Origin of the sequence: Streptomyces sp. NPDC052236 (assembly GCF_044548015.1) — a bacterium.
Lineage (GTDB): Bacteria > Actinomycetota > Actinomycetes > Streptomycetales > Streptomycetaceae > Streptomyces.
Map to the genome: position 1 here is coordinate 159,664 of NZ_JBIUBL010000019.1, position 19,304 is coordinate 178,967.

The 19,304-nt window shown below is 67.9% G+C and carries 10 protein-coding genes; 1 reads left to right on the plus strand and 9 read right to left on the minus strand.

Annotated elements, in window-relative coordinates:
• Positions 1–45 precede the first annotated feature (45 nt).
• Together ACIHCQ_RS28480 and ACIHCQ_RS28485 are read right to left on the minus strand one after the other, a co-directional pair.
• Positions 46–9,090, minus strand: coding sequence for an amino acid adenylation domain-containing protein (locus tag ACIHCQ_RS28480; protein ID WP_399668207.1), 9,045 nt, complete (start codon positions 9,088–9,090; stop codon positions 46–48).
• A 114-nt stretch (positions 9,091–9,204) separates the two neighbouring features.
• Positions 9,205–10,332: a cytochrome P450 gene (locus ACIHCQ_RS28485; RefSeq protein WP_399668210.1), complete on the minus strand. Its 1,128-nt coding sequence runs from the start codon at positions 10,330–10,332 to the stop codon at positions 9,205–9,207.
• Between the two features lie 263 nt (positions 10,333–10,595).
• Here ACIHCQ_RS28485 and ACIHCQ_RS28490 point away from each other — a divergent pair, with 263 nt between their 5' ends.
• Entirely contained in the window at positions 10,596–11,486 is an 891-nt protein-coding gene (locus ACIHCQ_RS28490) for an LLM class F420-dependent oxidoreductase (protein ID WP_399668214.1), read from the plus strand.
• 102 nt (positions 11,487–11,588) lie between these two features.
• On the opposite strand, the gene ACIHCQ_RS28495 is transcribed toward ACIHCQ_RS28490, so the two are convergent.
• The 7 genes from ACIHCQ_RS28495 to ACIHCQ_RS28525 all read right to left on the minus strand — a co-directional run bounded on the left by ACIHCQ_RS28495 (position 11,589) and on the right by ACIHCQ_RS28525 (position 19,303).
• The gene (locus ACIHCQ_RS28495) at positions 11,589–12,080 is read right to left on the minus strand and encodes a hypothetical protein (RefSeq protein WP_399668217.1); all 492 of its coding nucleotides are present in this window, start codon (positions 12,078–12,080) and stop codon (positions 11,589–11,591) included.
• A 30-nt stretch (positions 12,081–12,110) separates the two neighbouring features.
• Complete coding sequence (locus ACIHCQ_RS28500; protein WP_399668220.1) at positions 12,111–13,229, minus strand: tryptophan dimethylallyltransferase family protein; 1,119 nt, start codon at positions 13,227–13,229, stop codon at positions 12,111–12,113.
• Between the two features lie 56 nt (positions 13,230–13,285).
• Positions 13,286–14,473, minus strand: a complete 1,188-nt coding sequence (locus tag ACIHCQ_RS28505; protein WP_399668223.1) for a cytochrome P450 — start codon at positions 14,471–14,473, stop codon at positions 13,286–13,288.
• Positions 14,457–15,701 carry a nitric oxide synthase oxygenase gene (locus ACIHCQ_RS28510; RefSeq protein WP_399668226.1) on the minus strand — a complete coding sequence of 415 codons (1,245 nt, stop codon included), beginning with the start codon at positions 15,699–15,701 and terminating at the stop codon, positions 14,457–14,459. The genes ACIHCQ_RS28505 and ACIHCQ_RS28510 overlap by 17 nt, the downstream gene beginning before the upstream one ends.
• 366 nt (positions 15,702–16,067) lie before the next feature.
• Positions 16,068–17,234 (minus strand): cytochrome P450, encoded by a 1,167-nt coding sequence (locus tag ACIHCQ_RS28515; protein ID WP_399668229.1) that lies wholly within the window; start codon positions 17,232–17,234, stop codon positions 16,068–16,070.
• Between the two features lie 255 nt (positions 17,235–17,489).
• Positions 17,490–18,326, minus strand: coding sequence for an ABC transporter permease (locus tag ACIHCQ_RS28520; RefSeq protein ID WP_399668232.1), 837 nt, complete (start codon positions 18,324–18,326; stop codon positions 17,490–17,492).
• Complete coding sequence (locus ACIHCQ_RS28525) at positions 18,323–19,303, minus strand: ATP-binding cassette domain-containing protein (protein ID WP_399668235.1); 981 nt, start codon at positions 19,301–19,303, stop codon at positions 18,323–18,325. The genes ACIHCQ_RS28520 and ACIHCQ_RS28525 overlap by 4 nt, the downstream gene beginning before the upstream one ends.
• Position 19,304 lies beyond the last annotated feature (1 nt).

Here is a 19,304-nt window from a genome sequence, read left to right on the forward strand (position 1 = left end):
GGGTCATACGGCCGGGTCATACGGCCGGGGAGCGGCACCGCTGTCCTACTCGCGGTCCATCACAGGTGTCCCGGACGTCGCGCGCAGTTCCTCCTGGACCATCGAGCAGATCCTGCTGAGCATCTCCGGCTTAAGGATGCCGGCGTGCGTGCAGGGCACCCGATGCGTGGTGACAGGGCCATCGATGTACTCCCGCCAGGTGTCCTCGTCGAGTACGGCCTCGGTCTCCTCTGTGGCCGCGAAGAGTGTCATCCGAGTGGCGACCCTCGTGTGCCGGTACTTCGCCGCGATGTCGATGTTGTTTTCCATCACGCGCATGATGGTGAGGAATTCGCTCTCCTCGATGCTGCCGAGGACGGTGTTCGTGCCGCGGGCGACGTCGGCGAACTCCTCGAAGGTCAGCCCCTCGGCCGTGAGGTCGGCGGTGTCGACGCCGAGCAGTTCGAGAATGCCCCGGTAGTACTCCTCGTGCCCGTGCTCCGCCACCTCCTCGTCGCTCGCAGGCTTGGCGTCGAGACAGACGAGGAGAGCGACCTGCTGCCCACGGTCCTGCAGCCGAGCCGCCATCGCGTGAGCCACGATCCCGCCGAACGAATGTCCCATCAGGCGGTAAGGCCCTTGGGGCTGGACCCGCATCATGTGTGTGATGCAGTCGTCCGCCACTTCCTCGATGGTCCGCGGCAGATCGTCCGGGCTCGCCAGGCCGCGCGCCTGCAGACCGTAGACCGGGATCTCGGCGCCGATGTGCGGCAGCAGGCTCGCGTAGTTCCAGCACATTCCGCCGCCGGAGTGGACACAGAAGAGCGGCGCCTGAGTGCCTCGCGTACGCAGCGGCAGCAGGATGTCGAAGGCCGTGGACCTCTCATCCTCGTCGCCGAGTCGGTGTGCGAGTCCTGCGACGGTGGGGACCTCGAACAGCGTACGCAGCGGCAGCTCGACGCCGAGGACGCCGCGGATGCGGCTGATCAGCTTGGCCGCCAGCAGCGAGTGCCCACCGAGGTCGAAGAAACCGTCGTCCACGCCCACCGTGGCCAGGCCGAGCACCTCGGCGAACAGCGTGCACAGCACTTCCTCCTGCGGGGTGCGGGGATTACGGGACGCGCCGCCGCCGTAATCGGGCGCGGGCAGTGCCCGGCGGTCCACCTTCCCGTTGGGGCTGAGCACCAGCTCGTCCAGCACCATGATCGCCGAGGGGACCATATAGCCGGGCAGACGCTCTCGCAGGGCATCACGTACCGCCGCCACATCGAAGCCTTCGGGCTCCTCGGGCACCACATAGGCGACCAGGCGGGTGTCGTTGCTCTGGTGCTGGTGGGCGATCACGACCGCCTGCACGATCCCGGGCTGTTGCCGCAACTCCGCCTGCACCTCGCCGGGTTCCACCCGGAAACCACGGATCTTGACCTGGTCGTCGGCACGGCCGAGGTACTCCAGATCGCCGTCCGCGTTCCACCGTACGACGTCACCCGACCGGTACATCCGCTCCCCGGGACCGCCGAAGGGGCAGGCGACGAACCGTTCCGCGGTCAATCCCGCGCGGCCGAGGTAACCGCGCGCCAGACCGGCCCCCGCGATGTACAACTCTCCCACCACACCTTGCGGTACGAGCCGCAGGCCATCGTCGAGGACGAATCCCGACAGGCCGTACAGCGGGCGCCCCATCGGCACCACGCCGGATTCCCGGCCCGTCAGCGGGGTGCTCATCGCGGCGCCGACCGTCGACTCCGTCGGCCCGTACGCGTTGATCATCCGTCGCCCCGGGGCCCAGCGCGTCACCAGGTCCGGCGGGCACGCCTCGCCGGCCACCAGCAGCACCGCCAGATCCGCGAGCTCACCGCCCTCACCGTGGCCCTCCAGGGTCGCCACCACGGAGGGCGGCAGCGTCACATGGGTGACGCGGTGTGTGGCCAGCGTCGCCCGCAGGGCCTCGCCGGCGAGCGCGTCGGCCGAAGCCGCTACCAGAGCGCCACCCGCGGCGAACGCCATGACAAGCTCCCACACGGATACGTCGAAGCTCGGCGAGGCGAACTGCAGCACCCGGCTGTGCGCGTCGAGGGCGAAGGCGTCGAGCTGGGCCTTCGCCAGGTTGGCGATGCCGGTATGGGTGACCTCCACCCCCTTGGGCCGACCGGTGGAGCCGGAGGTGTAAATCACGTACGCGGTGTGGGCCGGGTGAATGGCGGTGCCGTGGGCGCTGTCCGGGTAACCGTTGAAGTCCTGCCGTGCCCACGCGTCGTCGAGGACGACTGCCGGGCCGGCATCGGTGAGCATGTAATCGATGCGCTCGGACGGATAGTCGGGATCGACGGGGACGTACGCCGCGCCGGTCTTGAGTACGCCGAGGATGGTCGCGACCAGAGCCGGTCCCCGGTGCATCAGGAGGGCCACTCGCCGCTCCGGTCCGACACCGCGCCCCAGGAGATGGTGCGCGATCCGGTTCGACCAGCGGTCCAGTTCCGCGTACGACAGTTCACCCTGGTCGGAGATCAACGCCACCGACTCCGGCGCCCGCCGGGCCGCCGCCGTGAAGAGGGCCGGCAGGGTCACCGGTGCCGGCGTCGCACCGGACCGGTCGGCGGCGGACCATTCCAGCAACGCGGCTCGTTCGTCCCCGGTGAGGATCTCCAGGGCACCGATCGGCTCACTCGGATCGTCGACGGCGGCATCCAGCAGCCGTGCCCACCGGCCGGCGAACGCGTCGATGGTGACCGGGTCATAGAGGTCGGTGGCGTATTCGATGATGCCGGTCAGCCCTGCCGGGTTCCCGTCCGCGTCGAAGGTCTCGCTCATGCTGACGAACACGTCGAACTTGGCGGAGCCGGCACCGATCGGCGCTGTGCGCACCCGCAGCCCGGGGAGGTCGAAGCGGACGTCCGCGCCGCTCTGCAGCACCAGCACGATCTGGAACAGGGGGTGGTGGGCGGTGGACCGTTGCGGGTTGAGTTTCTCCACCAGGTACTCGAACGGGATGTCCTGGTTCGTGTACGCGGCCAGGCTCGTCTCCCGTACCCGGCCCAGCAGTTCGAGGAACGCCGGATCCCCGGATGTGTCCGTGCGCAGTACGAGGTTGTTGACGAAGAAGCCGACCAGGTGGTCCAGGCTCTCGTCACCGCGGCCGGCGACGGGTGAGCCGACCATGATGTCGTTGCCGGCGCCGAGCCGGGTCAGCAGTGCGGCCAGGCCCGCCTGGAGCGTCATGAACAGGGTGGTATCCGAGGACCGTGCCAGCTCCCGCAGACCGACGTGCGTGCGCGCGTCGAGCGTGAACTGCGTGACATCACCGTGGTACGAGGCGATGGGCGGCCGTGGCCGGTCGGTGGGAAGGGTGACCTGCTCGGGCAGGCCGACCAGGTGCTCGGCCCAGTACTGGTACTGGCGGTCGAACAGGCTGTCCGGGTCGGTGTGGTCACCGAGCAGTTCGTGCTGCCAGAGGGTGTAGTCCGCGTACTGCACCGGCAGCGGCGCCCAGTCCGGCGGATTCCCGTCCCGCCTGGCGGTGTAGGCGGCCACCAGATCGCTCGCCAGCGGACCCATGGACCAGCCGTCACCGGCGATGTGGTGGATCACCACGACGAGCACCGACTCCTGCGGTCCTGTCGTCAGCAGGCCGGCCCGTACCGGTATCTCCCGGTCGAGTTCGAAGCCGTGCCGTACGATCCGGCCGATCTCTTCACCGACCTGCTCCGCACGCACCTCGGTCACGGGGAGTTCCACCCGTGCTTCCTCGGGGCCGAGCACGTGCTGGCGGGGGTGGCCTTCGTCGTCGGGGAAGACGGTGCGCAGGGGCTCGTGCCTGGCGACGACATCGTTGAGTGCCGCCTCCAGCGCCGCAACGTCCAGCTCTCCGGACAGGCGGAGCGCCAGCGGCATGTTGTACGTCGCCGAGGCGCCCTCGAACTTGTAGAGGAACCACAGCCGCTGCTGGGCGAACGACAGCGGCAGGGTCTGCACCCGGGGCCGCGGTGCCAGGGCGGTGCGCGCTGTACCGGATCCGAGACGGCGGGCGAGTTCAGCGACGGTGGGCGAGTCGAAGAGGGTGCGCAGGGGCAGTTCGACGCCGAGGACGCCACGGATGCGGCTGATGAGCCGGGTGGCCAGCAGCGAGTGGCCGCCGAGGTCGAAGAAGTCGTCGTCGATGCCTACCGTGGGCAGGCCGAGCACGCTCGCGAACAGCGAGCACAGGATGTCCTCCTGCGAGGTGCGCGGTGCCCGTGCCGTGGCGCCGCTGTAGTCGGGCACCGGCAGCGCGGCGCGGTCGGCCTTTCCGCTCGGGGTCAGGGGTATCTCGTCGAGCGCGACGACGGCCGAGGGCACCATGTGTGCGGGCAGATGCTCGCGGAGCGCGTCGCGCGTCGCCGCTGCGGAGAAGGCGGACCGGTCCTCGGGCACGACGTAGGCGACCAGGCGCGTGTCATGGTCCTGGTGCGTGCGGGCGACGACCAGGGCCTGTGCCACTCCTGGCTGACGCTCCAGTACCGCCTGGATCTCGCCCGGCTCGACGCGAAAACCACGCACCTTGACCTGATCATCACCGCGGCCGACAAAGCCGAGTTGGCCGTCTGGGTTCCAACGAACCCGGTCCCCGGTGCGGTACATCCGCTCACCCGCAGCACCGAACGGGCACGCCACGAACCGCTCCGCGGTCAGCCCCGCCCGCCCCAGATAACCCCGCGCCAAACCCGAACCCGAGACATACAGCTCCCCCGCGACACCCGTCGGGACCGGACGAAGACGCTCATCGAGTACGTACAGCCGGGCGTTGGGTACCGGTGAGCCGATCGGAGCGGCTGCCCCCTCCAGCGGCCCGCTGATCGCCGCGGCCACCGTGATCTCCGTCGGACCATACGCGTTGATCATCCGACGGCCCGCAGACCACCGCTCCACCAGATCCGGCGGGCACGCCTCCGCCCCCACCATCAGCATCCGCAGACCCCCCAACCGCTCGGGGGCACCGGGAGACAACGTCGCCACCACCGACGGCGGCAAAAACGCATGCGTCACCCCACCCGCAGCAAGCACGCCCTCCAGCTCATCCCCCACCAGAGCCGAACCACCCGGCACCACCAGAGCCGCACCCGAACCCCACGCCATCAGCAACTCAAGCACCGACGCATCAAAACTCAACGACGCCACCCGCAACACCCGGCTACCCGCCTCGACCTCACCACGCTCACCCAGCACCGCAGCCAGCCCCGCCACACCCGCATGCGTCACCGTGACACCCTTGGGAACCCCCGTCGAACCCGACGTATAAATCACATACGCCGAATGATCCACCCGCAACGGAACAACCCGCTCACCATCCTCAATATCGTCCGCCGACAACGCATCCCACGCAGCCACCGTCCCCGGATCGTCCACGGCCACCGCATCCACCGGCAGGTCACCCACCACATCACCGCAGGCCAGAACCAACGACGGAGCCGCGTCCCGCAACATGTACGCGATCCGGTCGGCCGGGTACTCCGGGTCGATCGGCAGATACGCCGCCCCCGCCTTCAGAACACCCAGCACCGCCACAATCTGCGCACACGAACGCGGAACAGCGATCCCGACCAGCTGCTCAGGACCCACACCCCTGGCAATCAGCCACCGCGCGACCTGATTCGCCCGCGCGTTCAGTTCCCCGTACGACAGATCCTCCCCGCCCGCCACAACCACCGCCGCCGCCTCCGGCGCCCGACGCACCCGCTCCTCGAACAACGCCGGCAGGGTCAGCTCCGCCACGTCCCGCTCACACCGGCCCCAACCCTCGAGCAGCCGCTCCCGGTCCCCGGCGGCGAGAATCTCCAGCGCTCCGATCGGACGGCCCGGATCGGCCACCGCCGCACCCAGCAGCCTCACCCACCGCTCACCGAACGCCTCAATCGTCGTCCGGTCGTACAGATCGGTGGCGTACTCGATGAACCCCGTCACCCCCGCCGGATTCCCCTCGGCGTCGAAGGTCTCGGCAACACTCACCGTCACATCAAATTTCGACGTCCCCGTCACCATCGACTCAGAACGCACCCGCAAACCCGGCAAATCAAAACCGGCATCCTCCGTGTTCTGCAACACCAAAGCAACCTGAAACAACGGATGCCGCCCATTCGACCGCACCGGATTCAGCTTCTCCACCACAAACTCAAACGGCACATCCTGATGCACCAACGCCGAAAGACTCACCTCACGCACCCGAGCCAACAACTCAACAAACGACGGATCCCCCGACGTATCAGTCCGCACCACCACCGTATTCACAAAAAACCCAACCAAATCATCCAGACCCTCATCCGTACGACCAGCCACCCCACTCCCCACCACAACATCACAACCCGCACCCAAACGCGTCAACAACGCCGCCAACCCCGCATGCAACACCATGAACAACGTCGCACCCGACCCACGCGCCAACTCCCGCAAACCCGCATGCGCCCCCGCATCAAAACCCACCCGCACCACATCACCAGCAAACGAAGCCACCACCGGACGCGGACGATCCAACGGAACCGTCACCTCCACCGGCAACCCCGCCAAACGCTCCTCCCAATAACTAAACTGACGCGCAAACAAACTCCCCCCATCCAACTCATCCCCCAACAACTCACGCTGCCACAACGTGTAATCCGCATACTGCACCGGCAACGCAGACCAAGAAGGCCCCACACCCCCCAACCGAGCCGAATACGCACCCACCACATCCCGCGCCAACGGCCCCATCGACCACCCATCACCCGCAATATGATGCAACACCAAAACCAACACCGAATCACCCGAATCAGCCACCAACAGCCATGCCTTCACCGGGATTTGCGTGGCGAGGTCGAATTCGTAGCGGGCCGCCTTCCGCACGGCGGCGTCGAGGTCGTTCCTGTCGATCCGGGTGGTGACCTGAAGGTCGATCCTCGCCTGGTCCGGAGGCAGGATGTGCTGCTGCGTCATGCCCTGGGCCTCGGTGAACACGGTGCGCAGGGGTTCATGCCGCTCTACCAGGTCGTTCAGCGCGGCTTCCAGCGCGTCGCGGTCGACCTCTCCCTCCATCCAGAGGGCCAGCGGCATGTTGTACGTGGCCGACGGGCCCTCGAAGCGGTGCAGGAACCACAGCCGTTGCTGCGCGTACGACAGCGGCAGCACCTCCGGTCGCGGCCTCGGCACCAGGGCTGCCCTGGCCATGTCGGCCGTGTCGGTCTTGTCGGTCAGCCGGTGCGCCAGGGCGGCCACGGTCGGAGCGTCGAAGACGGTGCGCAGGGACACCTCGGCACCGAGCACCGCGCGGATTCTGCTGATGAGCCGGGTGGCGAGCAGCGAGTGACCGCCAAGATCGAAGAAGCTGTCGTCGATGCCGATGTCCGGGACGCCCAGCACGTCCGCGAAGAGCGTGCAGAGGACCTCTTCGCGTGCCGTCCTGGCCCTGCGCCCGAAGGCGCGGGTGAATTCGGGCTCCGGAAGCGCGGCACGGTCGATCTTCCCGTTGGAGGTCAGCGGCATCTCGGGAAGAACGGTGACGACTTCTGGCACCAGATAGTCCGGCAGCAGGGTGCGCAGTTCGGCACGTACGTCGTCCGGGAGGAGGGTGCCTGTGGCGGGGACGACGTACGCGACCAGTCGGTGGTCTCCCCGGCGGGTCTCGTGGGCCACCACCGCGGCCTGCGTGACGCCGGGTCGCTGCTGGAGCACTGTTTCGAGCTCGCCCGGCTCGACCCGGAAGCCGCGGATCTTCAGCTGGTCGTCGGTCCTGCCGACGTAGACGATCTGGCCGTCCTCGGTCCACCGTCCGAGGTCCCCGGTGCGGTACATGCGCTCGCCGGCCGGGCCGTACGGGTTGGCCACGAACCGGCCGGCGGTCAGGCCGTACCGTCCGAGGTAGCCACGTGCCACCCCGGGGCCCGCCACGTACAGTTCGCCGGGCTCGCCGACCGGGACCGGCCGCAGGAGGTCGTCCAGGAGGTGCACCGTGGTGTTGGTGATGGGGAAGCCGATGGGCGCCTGGCCGGGGGTCCGTCCCGACAGCGGCTCGCTCAGGGTGGTGGCGACGGAGCATTCGGTCGCGCCGTATCCGTTGATCAGTTCCTGGTGTGCTGACCACCGCTGTACGACCTCGGGCGGGCATGTCTCGCCGCCAGTGTTGAGAGTCCGCAGGGACGGAAGGTTCGCCTCGGTTCCCGGCGGCAAGGTCGCGAGTACGGATGCCGGGATGGTGACATGTGTGATGCGCTGCGCGGACAGGGCGCCCGCCAGCTCGTCGCCGACCAGCTGTTCCTGGTCGGGCAGCACCAACGTACCGCCGGTGGCGAAGGCTGTCAGCAGCTCCCAGATCGCCACGTCGAAGGTCAGCGGGGCAAGTTGCAGCACCCTGATGGGGTCATTCGACGCGTACCGGCGCACCACCGTCGTCACCAGGCTCGCGATTCCGGTGTGGGGCACGCCTACGGGCTTGGGCGTACCGGTGGAGCCCGACGTGTAGACGAGGTAGGCCAGGTTGAGGGCCGACAGGGGCTGCGTCCGGTCGGCGTCGCCGGGTGACGAGTCCGTGCCCCGGGCCCAGGCTTCGGCCACTGACGGGTCGTCGACGGGGACCAGGTCGGCGCGGTCGGCGGGGAGCAGCGGTACGAGGGAGCGGCGGGTGAGTACCAGCGTGGGTGCCGCATCGCCCAGGACGTACGCGATGCGTTCCGCGGGGAGGCGGGTGTCGATCGGCAGGTATGCGGCGCCGGCCTTCATGATGCCGAGCAGCACCGCGAAGTGGCCGGTGTCGCGGGGCAGGGCGACCGCGACCACGTCTTCCGGTCCGACGCCTCGGCCGATCAGCCACCGGGCGATCCGGTTGGCTCGCGCCCCGAGATCGGCGTACGTCCATGAGACGTCGCCGCCTGTCAGCGCGACGGCTCGCGGTGTGACCGCCGCCTGCGCGTCGAACACGTCCGGCAGTGTCACCACGGGCAGTTCGTGGCCGTTCCTCGCCCAGGTCGCACCGAGGCGTTCCCACAAGGGAACGACCTCGGTGCGCTGGTTGGAGGAGCGCGCGCCCACTGCCGGCTCGTCGACATGTCCCATGAAGAAATCGCTCCCCTTGAGGATCTTCGAATCCTCGCGGCCCCGGTCGGAGCGCACGTCGGAGCGTCCGCCCTTCGCTGCTCACCGAAGGCCGCACGAGGATTCTTGTATGACCGTTTTGATGGAATGCAGGGCGCCGATCAACGTTCGGACGACGTGAGGAAGTCGCGTTCAGGCGCGGCTCACCGCGAGGCGGAACTCCTTGAGCCCGGCCAGGCTCGGGTTGTTGTAGTAGCGCAGTGGTGTGTCGGTCCGCTCCAGCGAGCCGTACCGGTTCAGCAGCGCGGTGAGGGCGATGCGGATTTCCATCCGGGCGAGCGGTGCGCCCAGACAGTAGTGGACTCCATGGCCGAAACCGATGTGCTGGTTGGGCTGCCGGTGGATGTCGAAGCGCTCCGGGTCGGGGAACTGGCGCTCGTCGTGATTGGCCGACAGCGTCGACAGTGAGACGAACTGCTTGGCCGGGATGACGGTCCCGCCGATCTCGGTCTCCCTGGTGGTCAGCCGCAGGCTGTTCACGACGGCCGGCCGGTGGCGGACAACTTCTTCGACCGCGCCGGGGATCAGACTTTCGTCATGACGGATCTCCGTCATCGCATCGGGGTTCTCGACGAGTGAGAAGACGAGACTGGCGAGCACACACGCCGTGGTGACGTGACCGCCGATGAGGAGGAGTTTGCCGAGGTTGACGACTTCGTCCTCGGTGAGGGTCTCGCCGTCGACCTCGGTCGTGGCCAGCCTGCTGAAGAGGTCGTCCTGAGGGGCGGACCGCCGACGGCGGTAGTGCTTCCGCAGATACTCAAGCAGTTCCGCGCTGGCCGCGTCTATCGCCTTCACGAGACTCTCGCCCTGGAGGTCTCCGGACTCGAAAGCCAGCAGGCCGGCCGCCCAGCCGCGCAGCAGGTCGCGGTCCTCGCGCGGGAGTCCGATCAGCTCGGCGATGACCATGACGGGGAGGGGATCGGCGAGATCCCGGGCCACATCGATCTCGTCCTGTCCGTCGAGAGCGTCCAGCAGTTCGTTGGTGGTTGCCTCGATCTCCGGGGCGAGTTTCGTGACCGTCCTGGTGGTGAACGCCTTGCTGATCAGGGAGCGCAGCACCCGGTGCCGGGGCGGATCCATCTCGGTCAGCCTGCCCTGACCCCACTCGCTCCCTTTGCCCCACTCGGCGGGATACGCGCGCCAGAGCTCGGAGGAGAACGTGACCGGATCCGCGCTCGCCGCCGCCACATGCGCATAGCGAAGAATCGACCAGACTCCGGTCGCGGGATCCAGGAATACAGGGTTTTCATCACGCATGGTGCGCAGCCATGCGTGCAGTGCTCGTCCGTCGTCGAGTGAGTAAGGCGGAGGCGGTGGGATCGATCCCGGAGTCATTTCTGATTTTCCCTGATTGAGCTCCACAGGGGTCCCCTCTCATTCATATCCGAGACTCGATCACGGGCGTGTGTCTGTCAAGGGACGGCCTGTCGGACTCGTATATGCAGCAGGCCCGGTGCATGGCGCTCGATGCACGACGCTCGGTGCAGCTGAAAAGCATGCGCGCTGCTATCTTCAAACACATGACGGAATCAGAGAACCGCTCATTCCGATTCGGCGTCACTCTCGTCAGCCCCAGTCCGCGACGCGAGTGGGCCGAGAAGTCACGGAAGGCCGAGGACCTCGGCTTCGACGTGCTGGCTGTACCGGACCATTTGGGTGCGCCGGCCCCTTTCCCGGCTCTGGTGGCGGCCGCGGAAGCCACCGACCACGTGCGGTTGAGCACCTTTGTGCTCAACTCCGCCTTCTACAATCCGGTGCTGCTGGCCCGCGAGGTGGCCACCACCGACACGCTGACCGACGGCCGGCTCGAAATAGGCCTGTCGGCCGGGTCCATCAGGGAGGGGACCGGCTCGGACGGCGTGCCGTTCCCGTCTCCGGCCGAGCGGGTCGACCAGCTCGGGCGTACGGTCGCCGAGCTGCGCAGGCTGTTCGCCGATCCCGAGCACAAGCCGCAGACCGCCCGGCCCGACGGGCCGCCCCTGCTGGTGGCGGGCAATGGCGACCGGGTGCTGCGACTGGCTGCCGAGCGCGCCGACATCATCGGCTTCACCGGCATCGCCAAGGGCTCCAACGGGCTTCCGCAGCTGTCCACCCCGGAGGCGCTCAGCGAGCGCGTCACGTTCGTCCGCAAGCATCTGGGCGATCGCGCCGGCCAGGTCGAGTTCAACCTCCTTGTGCAGCAGGTGATCGTCACCGACGATCGCCGGGGCACCGCGGAGCGCTGGGCCGAGCACCCGCTGGCGCACTTCAGCCCCGATCAGCTGCTGGCGTCGCCGAGCTGGCTGATCGGGACCACCCGGCAGATCGCCGACCAGCTCCGCGAGCATCGTGAGCGCTACGGCTTCAGCTACATCGTGGTCCTCGAACCGTGGCTCGACGCCTTCGCCGGTGTCATCGAACAGCTCAAGTAGAAGCGGCGGCGCGCAGTCGCTGAAAAAAGTGCCTTCCCGCTGTGGGGCTCAGAAAGCCTCGGCAGCAGTGGGAAGGCACTTTCTTTTTTCTTTCATTCTTTTTCAGGCCTGTCCTTCAAGAAGCGTGACGGCCCGGCTGATCTTCTCCTCCGCTTCGTCGCGGAGTTCCATGGCGTGCCGGTAGTAGTGGCTCTGCTGCTCCGGATGGTCGAGCATGGAATCGCGGACGGCCAGGAAGTCGGCGGGCTCGATCCGGTCGAGGTACGGGAACAATTTTCCCGCCTCTCCGTTGAGGAGATCGAGGACGCGCCAGCCGAAGAAGTAGAACGAATCCGAATGGATGGAAACCCAGTCCCAGGCTTCCAGGAATCTCTTGTGTGCCGCGTCGTCGCCGGACTGCGAGGAGACGTCCATGGTCTCCACGATCCTGGCCAGAATCATGTCCAGCTGGCCGAACCGCGTGTGAATCTCGGCGGTCAGGCCGGCGCGATTGCCTTCCGCGCGATTGCCTTCCGCGCGATTGCCTTCCGGCGGATCCGTGGCGTCCAGCAGAACGGAATAGCGCAGCCACGCTTCAATGACGGGTTCGAACATTCACCGAGTGTGGCATGCCGCGCCGGTGCTTCACCCGCACTGCGCGCGGCCCTCGGGCGCGACCTCGTAGCGGGTCCCCGGGTCCATGCGGCGCAGCTCGGGCGACAAGTACACCTTGAGCCGCGGCTGTTGGCTGCCGGGGCGCCATGCCACGTAGTTGTGAATGCCCCTGCCACTCTCCAGCGGCCGGCCGGCGACGTCGTTCAGGGCCCGGTCGTACTGGTCGGCCCGGCGGCCCGTCGCGGCGAGGACCCGGTGAAAGCGGCGGCGTACCACCGCGTCGTCCGGGGCGTAGGTCCACATCGGCAGGTAGAGGGTGGCAGCGCCGGCCTTGCCCGGGTTGTCCTCGGTGAAGGACAGGCAGGTCACCGGGGGCTGCTGGGCGTAGCTCGCCGCATTGGCGGTCATCGCGGTGCAGAAGTCCAGGACCGGTTTCCAGAGGAAGCCGGGGTAGCCGGCCATCAGCTCGGACATGTAGTCGGCGTCGGCGTCGTAGTGCCGGAAGTAGAGCTTGACGCGGGCGGCCGAGCCGGGTGACAGATCGAGCGAGAACAGCATGGGACGGTCCTTGTGCTCGTCCCGCCGCATGTGGGACACCACCGCGGGCCAGGCGTCGCCCAGGCCCAGCCGCTCCAGTCCGCGCTCGCACAGCTCGGCTGTCCGGCTGTCGCCGAGAACAGCCGGATAGAACCAGACCTTGAACTCAACGGGCGCCCCACGCCGGGCTTCCGCGCCGTACATGGAGACGTGCTCGATCGCCGGGTCCTCGGGCAGAAACAGGTCGGCGATCTCGGACCACCGGCGGTCGGACAGGCGGTACCGGCTGACCAGGTCCCGCATGAGATGACGTGCCGCCAGCACGCGGTCCCGCGGGGAGTCGCCGGGCCGCATCGGTTCGACCGCGAACTGGACGGCGGCTTCGGTGTCGTCGAAGCCCACCGCGAATTCCATGGGCGATCCGTCCGACGACACATCCGACTCGGCCAGTTCCTGGGGGGTGGCGGCCCCCCAGGAACTGGTCATGACGCGGAACGCCTCCGCGTATGCGGCAGCCCGGTCGCCGAGGCCGAGTCCGCGCGTCAGCCGGTCGAGACGGGCCGCGCAGGCGGCCTGGGCCGATATCAGCGCGTGGTCCACTCGTCCCTGCATGTCCATGGAGTTCCCCGTTCGCGTCTGTGGCGGCTGCTGCCCTGTTCCGGTCTGTGTCAGCGGGCCAAGGTGACCGGGAGCTCGGAGAGCCCGCGGAGTGTGCCGTTCGGCCGTACGACCGGTGCGCCGGTGATACGGAGTTGGGGCCGGCGCAGCAGGGCCGACAGGGCCACGCGGGCTTCGATCCGGGCCAGGTTCAGCCCCAGGCAGGAGTGTGAGCCCCTGCCGAAGCTGATGTGGGGGTTGGGTTTGCGGTCGAGCCTGAGTGTTTCGGGGTCCGCGAACTGCAGCGGGTCACGGTTGGCGGCCCCAAGGAGCGTGGTGACCACCTCACCCGCGCGGATCTTGTGGCCGCCGACCTCGGTGTCGGTGGTGCAGGCGCGTGCCAGGGCCTGGACCGGGCCGACGTAGCGCAGCAGCTCTTCGATGGCGGTGTCGAGGGGGGCCTGTCCGCCGGCCACGGACTCCCAGGCTCCGGGGGTGGTCAGCAGCGCTTTGACGGCGTTGCCGATGAAGCGGCTGGGGACCTCGAATCCGGCGTGGAAGAACGCGCGGGTGGAGTTCACCAGTACGTCGTCGTTGGCGACGCCCGAGCCGTCCAGGTGCTCGGCCACGTACCCGAGGACACCCCCGCCGGGCGGATCGGCGAGCCAGGAGCGTACGAGAGAGTTGAAGTGTTCCCGCGCCCGCAGCCCCGGTTCTGTCGCGTCGGGGTCGAGCTGGGCGTCCATGCTGTGGTCGAGATCGTTGTTGTACTGGTCGAAGGACTCGCCGGTCGTCGGGGGTTCGGTGCCGAGGAACCGGGTGATCGTCTTCAGGGTGAACGCGTCGGCGAAGTCACGGATGAAGTCGAACGACTCCCGTTCGCCGAGTTCGTCGAGCAGGACGTCGGCGTAGTCGGCCAGTTCGGCGCGCAGAGCGTCCATGTCCTGTGCGCGGACCGCGTCGAGTGCGAGGTGCCGGAGCGGGGTCTGGTCCGGCGGGTCGAGGGTCTGCAGGCTCAGCAGGGTCGGCGGGGTGGGGATGCCGATGCGGCGGAAGTCGGCGCTGAAGAGGTCCGTGTCGCGCAGGATGTTCACGCAGTCGGTGTGCCGGGTGAGGATCCAGGATTCGATCCGGCTGTGCCAGTAGACCGGGTGGTTTTCGCGAAGCCGCCGGTAGACCGGGTAGGGGTCCGCCAGTACGGACGGGTCGAGCGGGTTGAACCAGGGATCTGTCTCTTCGGCCTCAAGCGATGTGGTCACGGCCGTCTCCGCCTCCGTCAGTAGCGCCGATGCCGGCCGGGATGGGCGGCTGCGTGCCCGCCCCGTCCGGGGTTCCGTCTGTCATGGATCGCTCGAGCCCCGGGCAACGGGGAACGGCTGGGCTTGCCGGGCTTGCCTGCTTCAGGAAGTTCGGCAACGGATCGTCGTCGTCGTAGTACCGGTGGAAGACGGGCGTGATGCCGCCGGACAGCGGCGGGACGATCCACGACCAGTCGGCCGGCACCGCACGTCCGGCCTTCTCCTCGCGTTCCACATGCCGCAGGAACCGCTCCGACTCGGTGTGGTGGTCGGAGATGGTGATGCCGGCCTGCCGGAAGGACCAGAGCACCGCCAGGTTGAGTTCGACGAGCGCCCGGTCCTTCCAGAGGGTGTGGTTCGCCGTGCGGTCCAGTCCCATACGGTCGGCCAGCTCCGGCAGCAGGTCGTACCGCTGCTGGTCCACGAGATTGCGGGCGCCGATCTCGGTACCCATGTACCACCCGTTGAATGGCGCCGCGCTGTAGCGCACTCCGCCGATCTCCATCGTCATGTTGGAGATGACAGGCACCGCGTGCCAGCGAAGACCGAGGCCGGCGAACCATGCGTATTCGGGGTGTTGGATGTGCACTTCGTGGACGGCGTCGGGCGGCAGCTCGAACAGACGGGGGGCTTCGCCGGGCGTCCCGATGAGCAGGGGGAGCACATCGAACGCCGTCCCCGGCCCGCCGGGCCAGCCGAGCGCGCGTACCCGGTCGGTGAAGTCCGCGTAGGCGGGATCACCGGTGATCCGGTTGCCGGGCTGCCGGTAGCCCGCGTACCGGATGAGTTGCTCGTTGTGGATCCGGGGGCCGGCACCGTTGCGGTCCTCCGGTGCGAACACGGTGATCGTGGGCCGGATCCGGCCGCCGTTGAAGGCTTCGCGGAGGTGCCGCGCGCATTCGCGGTGGATCTCTTCAGCGGTGTTCACCTGCCGGCGGTCCCGTACGGCGAGGCGCTGCCAGTAGATCCTGCCGATGCAGCGCTTGCTGTTCCGCCAGGCGACCCGGGCGCCGAAGGCGAGTTCCTCGGGGGTGTGCGCGTACGTCCCCGACCGGCGGATCTCTCCACGAATTTCACGCAGGCGCTCCGCCATGGAAATCTGAGCGCCGTTCTCCTGGAAAAATAGCTCAATGAATTCCTCGGCACGAGGGAGTACATCGAAGACTTCAGCGGTTGCGGCCCTTGTCATCCCTCATACCCCCAAGGAAAGCCCGTAGCCCAGCACGGCCATGCTGGGCTACGGTGACGCGAAAATGCCGGGTTTACTAGTGCAGGTAGCGCATAGGATTCACCTCCCCCGCCTCGTCCGCTGCCGCGGTTGTCTCATGACACCGGTGAACTGCCGGACGGAGTCCGATAATTGCGGCCGATGGAGACGGAAAGACCTAGCGATAAATAATCTAGGTCCGGGATTTATGTGTGTCAACGTTCCTGAACAGCCACCACTCTTCTTGGCACTCTCCCGACGCTCCGGGCCGGAAAAACAGAAAAGCCCGCTGTCCGCCGGGCATCAATGCTCGGCGGACAGCAGGGACTGGTCGGGCCGGGGGAAACGTCAGAAGGTCACGGGCAGAGCCGTCAGATGCCAGCTGCCGGGGTTGGGCAGGCGTGGCACTTCCTCCGGTGGGACGGCCAGCGCGAGGTCGGGGAAGCGCCGCAGCAGTGCCGTGAGCGCCACCTCCGACTCGGCGAACGCCAGGGAGGCACCGATGCAGTAGTGCGGTCCGTGGCCGAAGCCGAACTGGACGGACGTCCCCGCGGGGCGGCGGATGTCGAGGCGGTCGGGATCCGGGAAGGCCCGGGGGTCACGGTTGGCGCTGGCGATGACGGCGACGGCCGAGTCGCCCTTCTTCACGGGCACGCCGCACAGTTCAAAGTCCTCGCGGACGTAACGAATCGCCGTCAGCAGCAGGGGTGGCCGCCAGCGCATCAGTTCCTCGAGGGCGCGCGGCATGAGCCCGTAGTCCTCGCGCACCGCCGCGAGCTGGTCGGGGTGGGACAGCAGGGACACCACGGAGTTGGCGATGAAGTTGGCGAGATTGTCCTGTCCCGCGAGAACTGTGTGCCACACCATGGTGACCATCTCGGTGTCGGTGATCCGGTCCTTGTCCTCGGCCTGCGCCCGGAGAAGATCGGAGACCAGGTCGTCCCCGGGTTCCTCCCGCCGGAGCGCGATGACCTCCTTCGCGTTCCGGATGACGGCGCGCAGCGCCTCGTCGTACCGCCGGCCGCCCGCGCCCATCTCGGAGATGTGCTTCCGCCACAGCGGGCGTTCCGGCTCGGGAATGCCGACGACCTCGCCGACCACATGCGCCGGCAGCAGCTGCGTGAAGTGCTTCAGCAGGTCCACGGATCCGTTCTCCGCATGCTGGGGCAGTTCGTCGAGCAGGCGGTCGGTGACCCGTTCCACGAGCGGCCGCCGGGCCGCGGCGCGGCGGGCGGTGAACGAGTGCAGCGCCAGTTTGCGCAGCCGCGCCTGTTCGGGGCCGTCCATGTGCGACATGGTCATCATGTAGGGCCGGATGTCTTCCGGTACGCGCTGATTCCAGCTGTCGGCCGTCATCGCCAGGCGGGAGTCATTCAGTAGCGCCTTGGCATCCTGATGACGGGTGACGGCCCAGATCGCACCGAAGCCGGGTGCCACAAGGCGCACCACCGGGGACTGTTCTCTGGCTCGCCCATAAACGGCGATCGGGTCGCCCATCACTTCCGGATCGGCCATATTTATTTCTGGGACGCCTGTTTCTGGGACTCCTGTTTCTGGGACGTCTATTTCCGGGACTTCGTTCTCGCCTGGTGCGCCGTTGAGCACAGCGTTCCCCCCTGGTTGGGCGGTATGAATCGCGATGCCCACGAGGCTAGCCCGGCCCTGAACGTACGACAATGCCGAAATGGAAGGAGGCGAAGCCCCTGGGGACTTCGCCTCCGTAATCCGGGTGAGCGGTGCCGCGTAATCTTTCGCCGGGGGCTGCCTCGGCTAGCTCTTGCGGTATTTCGCCATGCTGAGCGGAATGAACACCAGGAGCAGGACGGCGCAGGAAATCAGTGCGGTGCCCAGTTCTCCCGGCGAGTCACCGCTCATCAGTCCACGGGCGGCCGTGACGACCTGACTGACGGGATTGATGTCGACCACGGCCTCCAGCCAGCCCGGCATGGTCGTCGGATTGACGAAGATGTTGCTGGCGAACGTCAGGATGGAGAGCAGGAGCATCCCCAGCCCGGAGACCGCCTGGGGCGTGCGCAGCAGGAGGCCCAGGAACGTCCAGATCCACGACACACAGAACCCGAACAGCACGATGAGCAGGATTCCGGCAACCACTCCCACCGGCCCGCCGTCCGGCCGGTAGCCCAGCAGCAGACCCACGGCAACCACGACCACCGACGAGACCACATAGCGGAACACATCGCCGAGCAGCGCTCCGGTCAGGGGAGACGCCTGCCAGATGGGCATGGACTTGAACCGGTCGAAGATCCCCTGGGTCATGTCGGTCGTGAGCGCGACGCCTGTTTGCGTGGAGATGAACAGAATCCCCTGCACCAGGATTCCGGGGAGCAGGAATTCCAGGTAGTCCTTGGTGGTGCCGGTGGCCGACAGTGCCCCGCCGAACAGGTAGGTGAAGATCAGCGTGAACATCACGGGGGTGATGGTGGCGTTGAACATCTGCCCCGGCGACCGCTTGATCTTGACCAGCGCCCGCCACCCCAGCGTGAGCGAGGTCGACAGCGGTCCGGGACGGCGGGTGGGGAGCGTGTCCTCACCGAGGACCTGACGGATCGTGCTCTGCGCTTCGGGGGATCGCGCGGCGGTGGTCATCGGTGCTCCCTGCTCCGCTTGCCGGTCTTGTGAACGCCTTGGTCCGCCGGGTCCCCGGTCGAAGCGGGGCGGCCGGTCAGTGCCAGGAAGACCTCGTCCAGGGTGGGGCGGTCCATCGCGAAGTCCTCCACCGCGATCGACTTGGTGAGTTCTCCGAGGGCGCGCGCGACCGTGTGCGGATCCGCACCGCGCGCGGACAGCTGGGACCTGCCGGTCTCCTGGGCAGGCACCCCGAGCGCCGCCGTCAGTACGCGCCTGGCTTCCGGCAGATCGTCGGGGTCGCGCAGCTCGACGCGCAGCGAACCGCTGCCGGCCGAGGCCTTGAGTTCGTCGGGCGTCCCCTCGGCGACGACCTTGCCGTGGTCGATGACGGCGACCCGCCCGGCGAGTTGATCGGCCTCGTCGAGGTACTGCGTGGTGAGCAGTACGGTCGTGCCCCGCTCGACCATCGCCCGGATGATGTCCCAGACCTGGTTGCGGCTGCGCGGGTCGAGGCCGGTCGTCGGCTCGTCCAGGAACATCAGCTCGGGCCGCACCACCAGGCCGGCGGCGACGTCGAGACGGCGGCGCATTCCCCCGGAGTAGGTCCTGACCGGGCGGTCGGCCGACTCCTCAAGACCGAAGGCTTCGATCAGGCCGTACGCGCGGGCGCGGGCCCCCGCGGTGGTGAAGCCGAGGAGCCTGGCGAGCAGAATGAGGTTCTCCGCGCCGGTGAGGTCATTGTCGACGCTGGCGAACTGGCCCGTCAGGCTTACGCGCTTGCGGACTTCGTTCGCGTGGCGGACGACATCGCGGCCGAAGACCTGGGCTGTACCGGAGTCGGGAGCAAGGAGTGTGGCCAGGATCCGGAGCGTGGTGGTTTTCCCGGCGCCGTTCGGGCCGAGTACCCCGTAGACGGTCCCGGCCGGGACCGCCAGATCGAGCCCGTCGACAGCTTTTGTGTTCCCGAAGGATTTGACCAGAGCGCTGGTCTCCACT

Excerpts from the sequence above, each read along its gene's own strand:
- ACIHCQ_RS28520 (WP_399668232.1), bottom strand. The coding sequence starts at position 18,326 with ATGACCACCGCCGCGCGATCCCCCGAAGCGCAGAGCACGATCCGTCAG.
- ACIHCQ_RS28515 (WP_399668229.1), bottom strand. The coding sequence starts at position 17,234 with ATGGCCGATCCGGAAGTGATGGGCGACCCGATCGCCGTTTATGGGCGA.
- ACIHCQ_RS28510 (WP_399668226.1), bottom strand. The coding sequence starts at position 15,701 with ATGACAAGGGCCGCAACCGCTGAAGTCTTCGATGTACTCCCTCGTGCC.
- ACIHCQ_RS28500 (WP_399668220.1), bottom strand. The coding sequence starts at position 13,229 with ATGCAGGGACGAGTGGACCACGCGCTGATATCGGCCCAGGCCGCCTGC.
- ACIHCQ_RS28490 (WP_399668214.1), top strand. The coding sequence starts at position 10,596 with ATGACGGAATCAGAGAACCGCTCATTCCGATTCGGCGTCACTCTCGTC.
- ACIHCQ_RS28485 (WP_399668210.1), bottom strand. The coding sequence starts at position 10,332 with ATGCGTGATGAAAACCCTGTATTCCTGGATCCCGCGACCGGAGTCTGG.
- ACIHCQ_RS28495 (WP_399668217.1), bottom strand. The coding sequence starts at position 12,080 with ATGTTCGAACCCGTCATTGAAGCGTGGCTGCGCTATTCCGTTCTGCTG.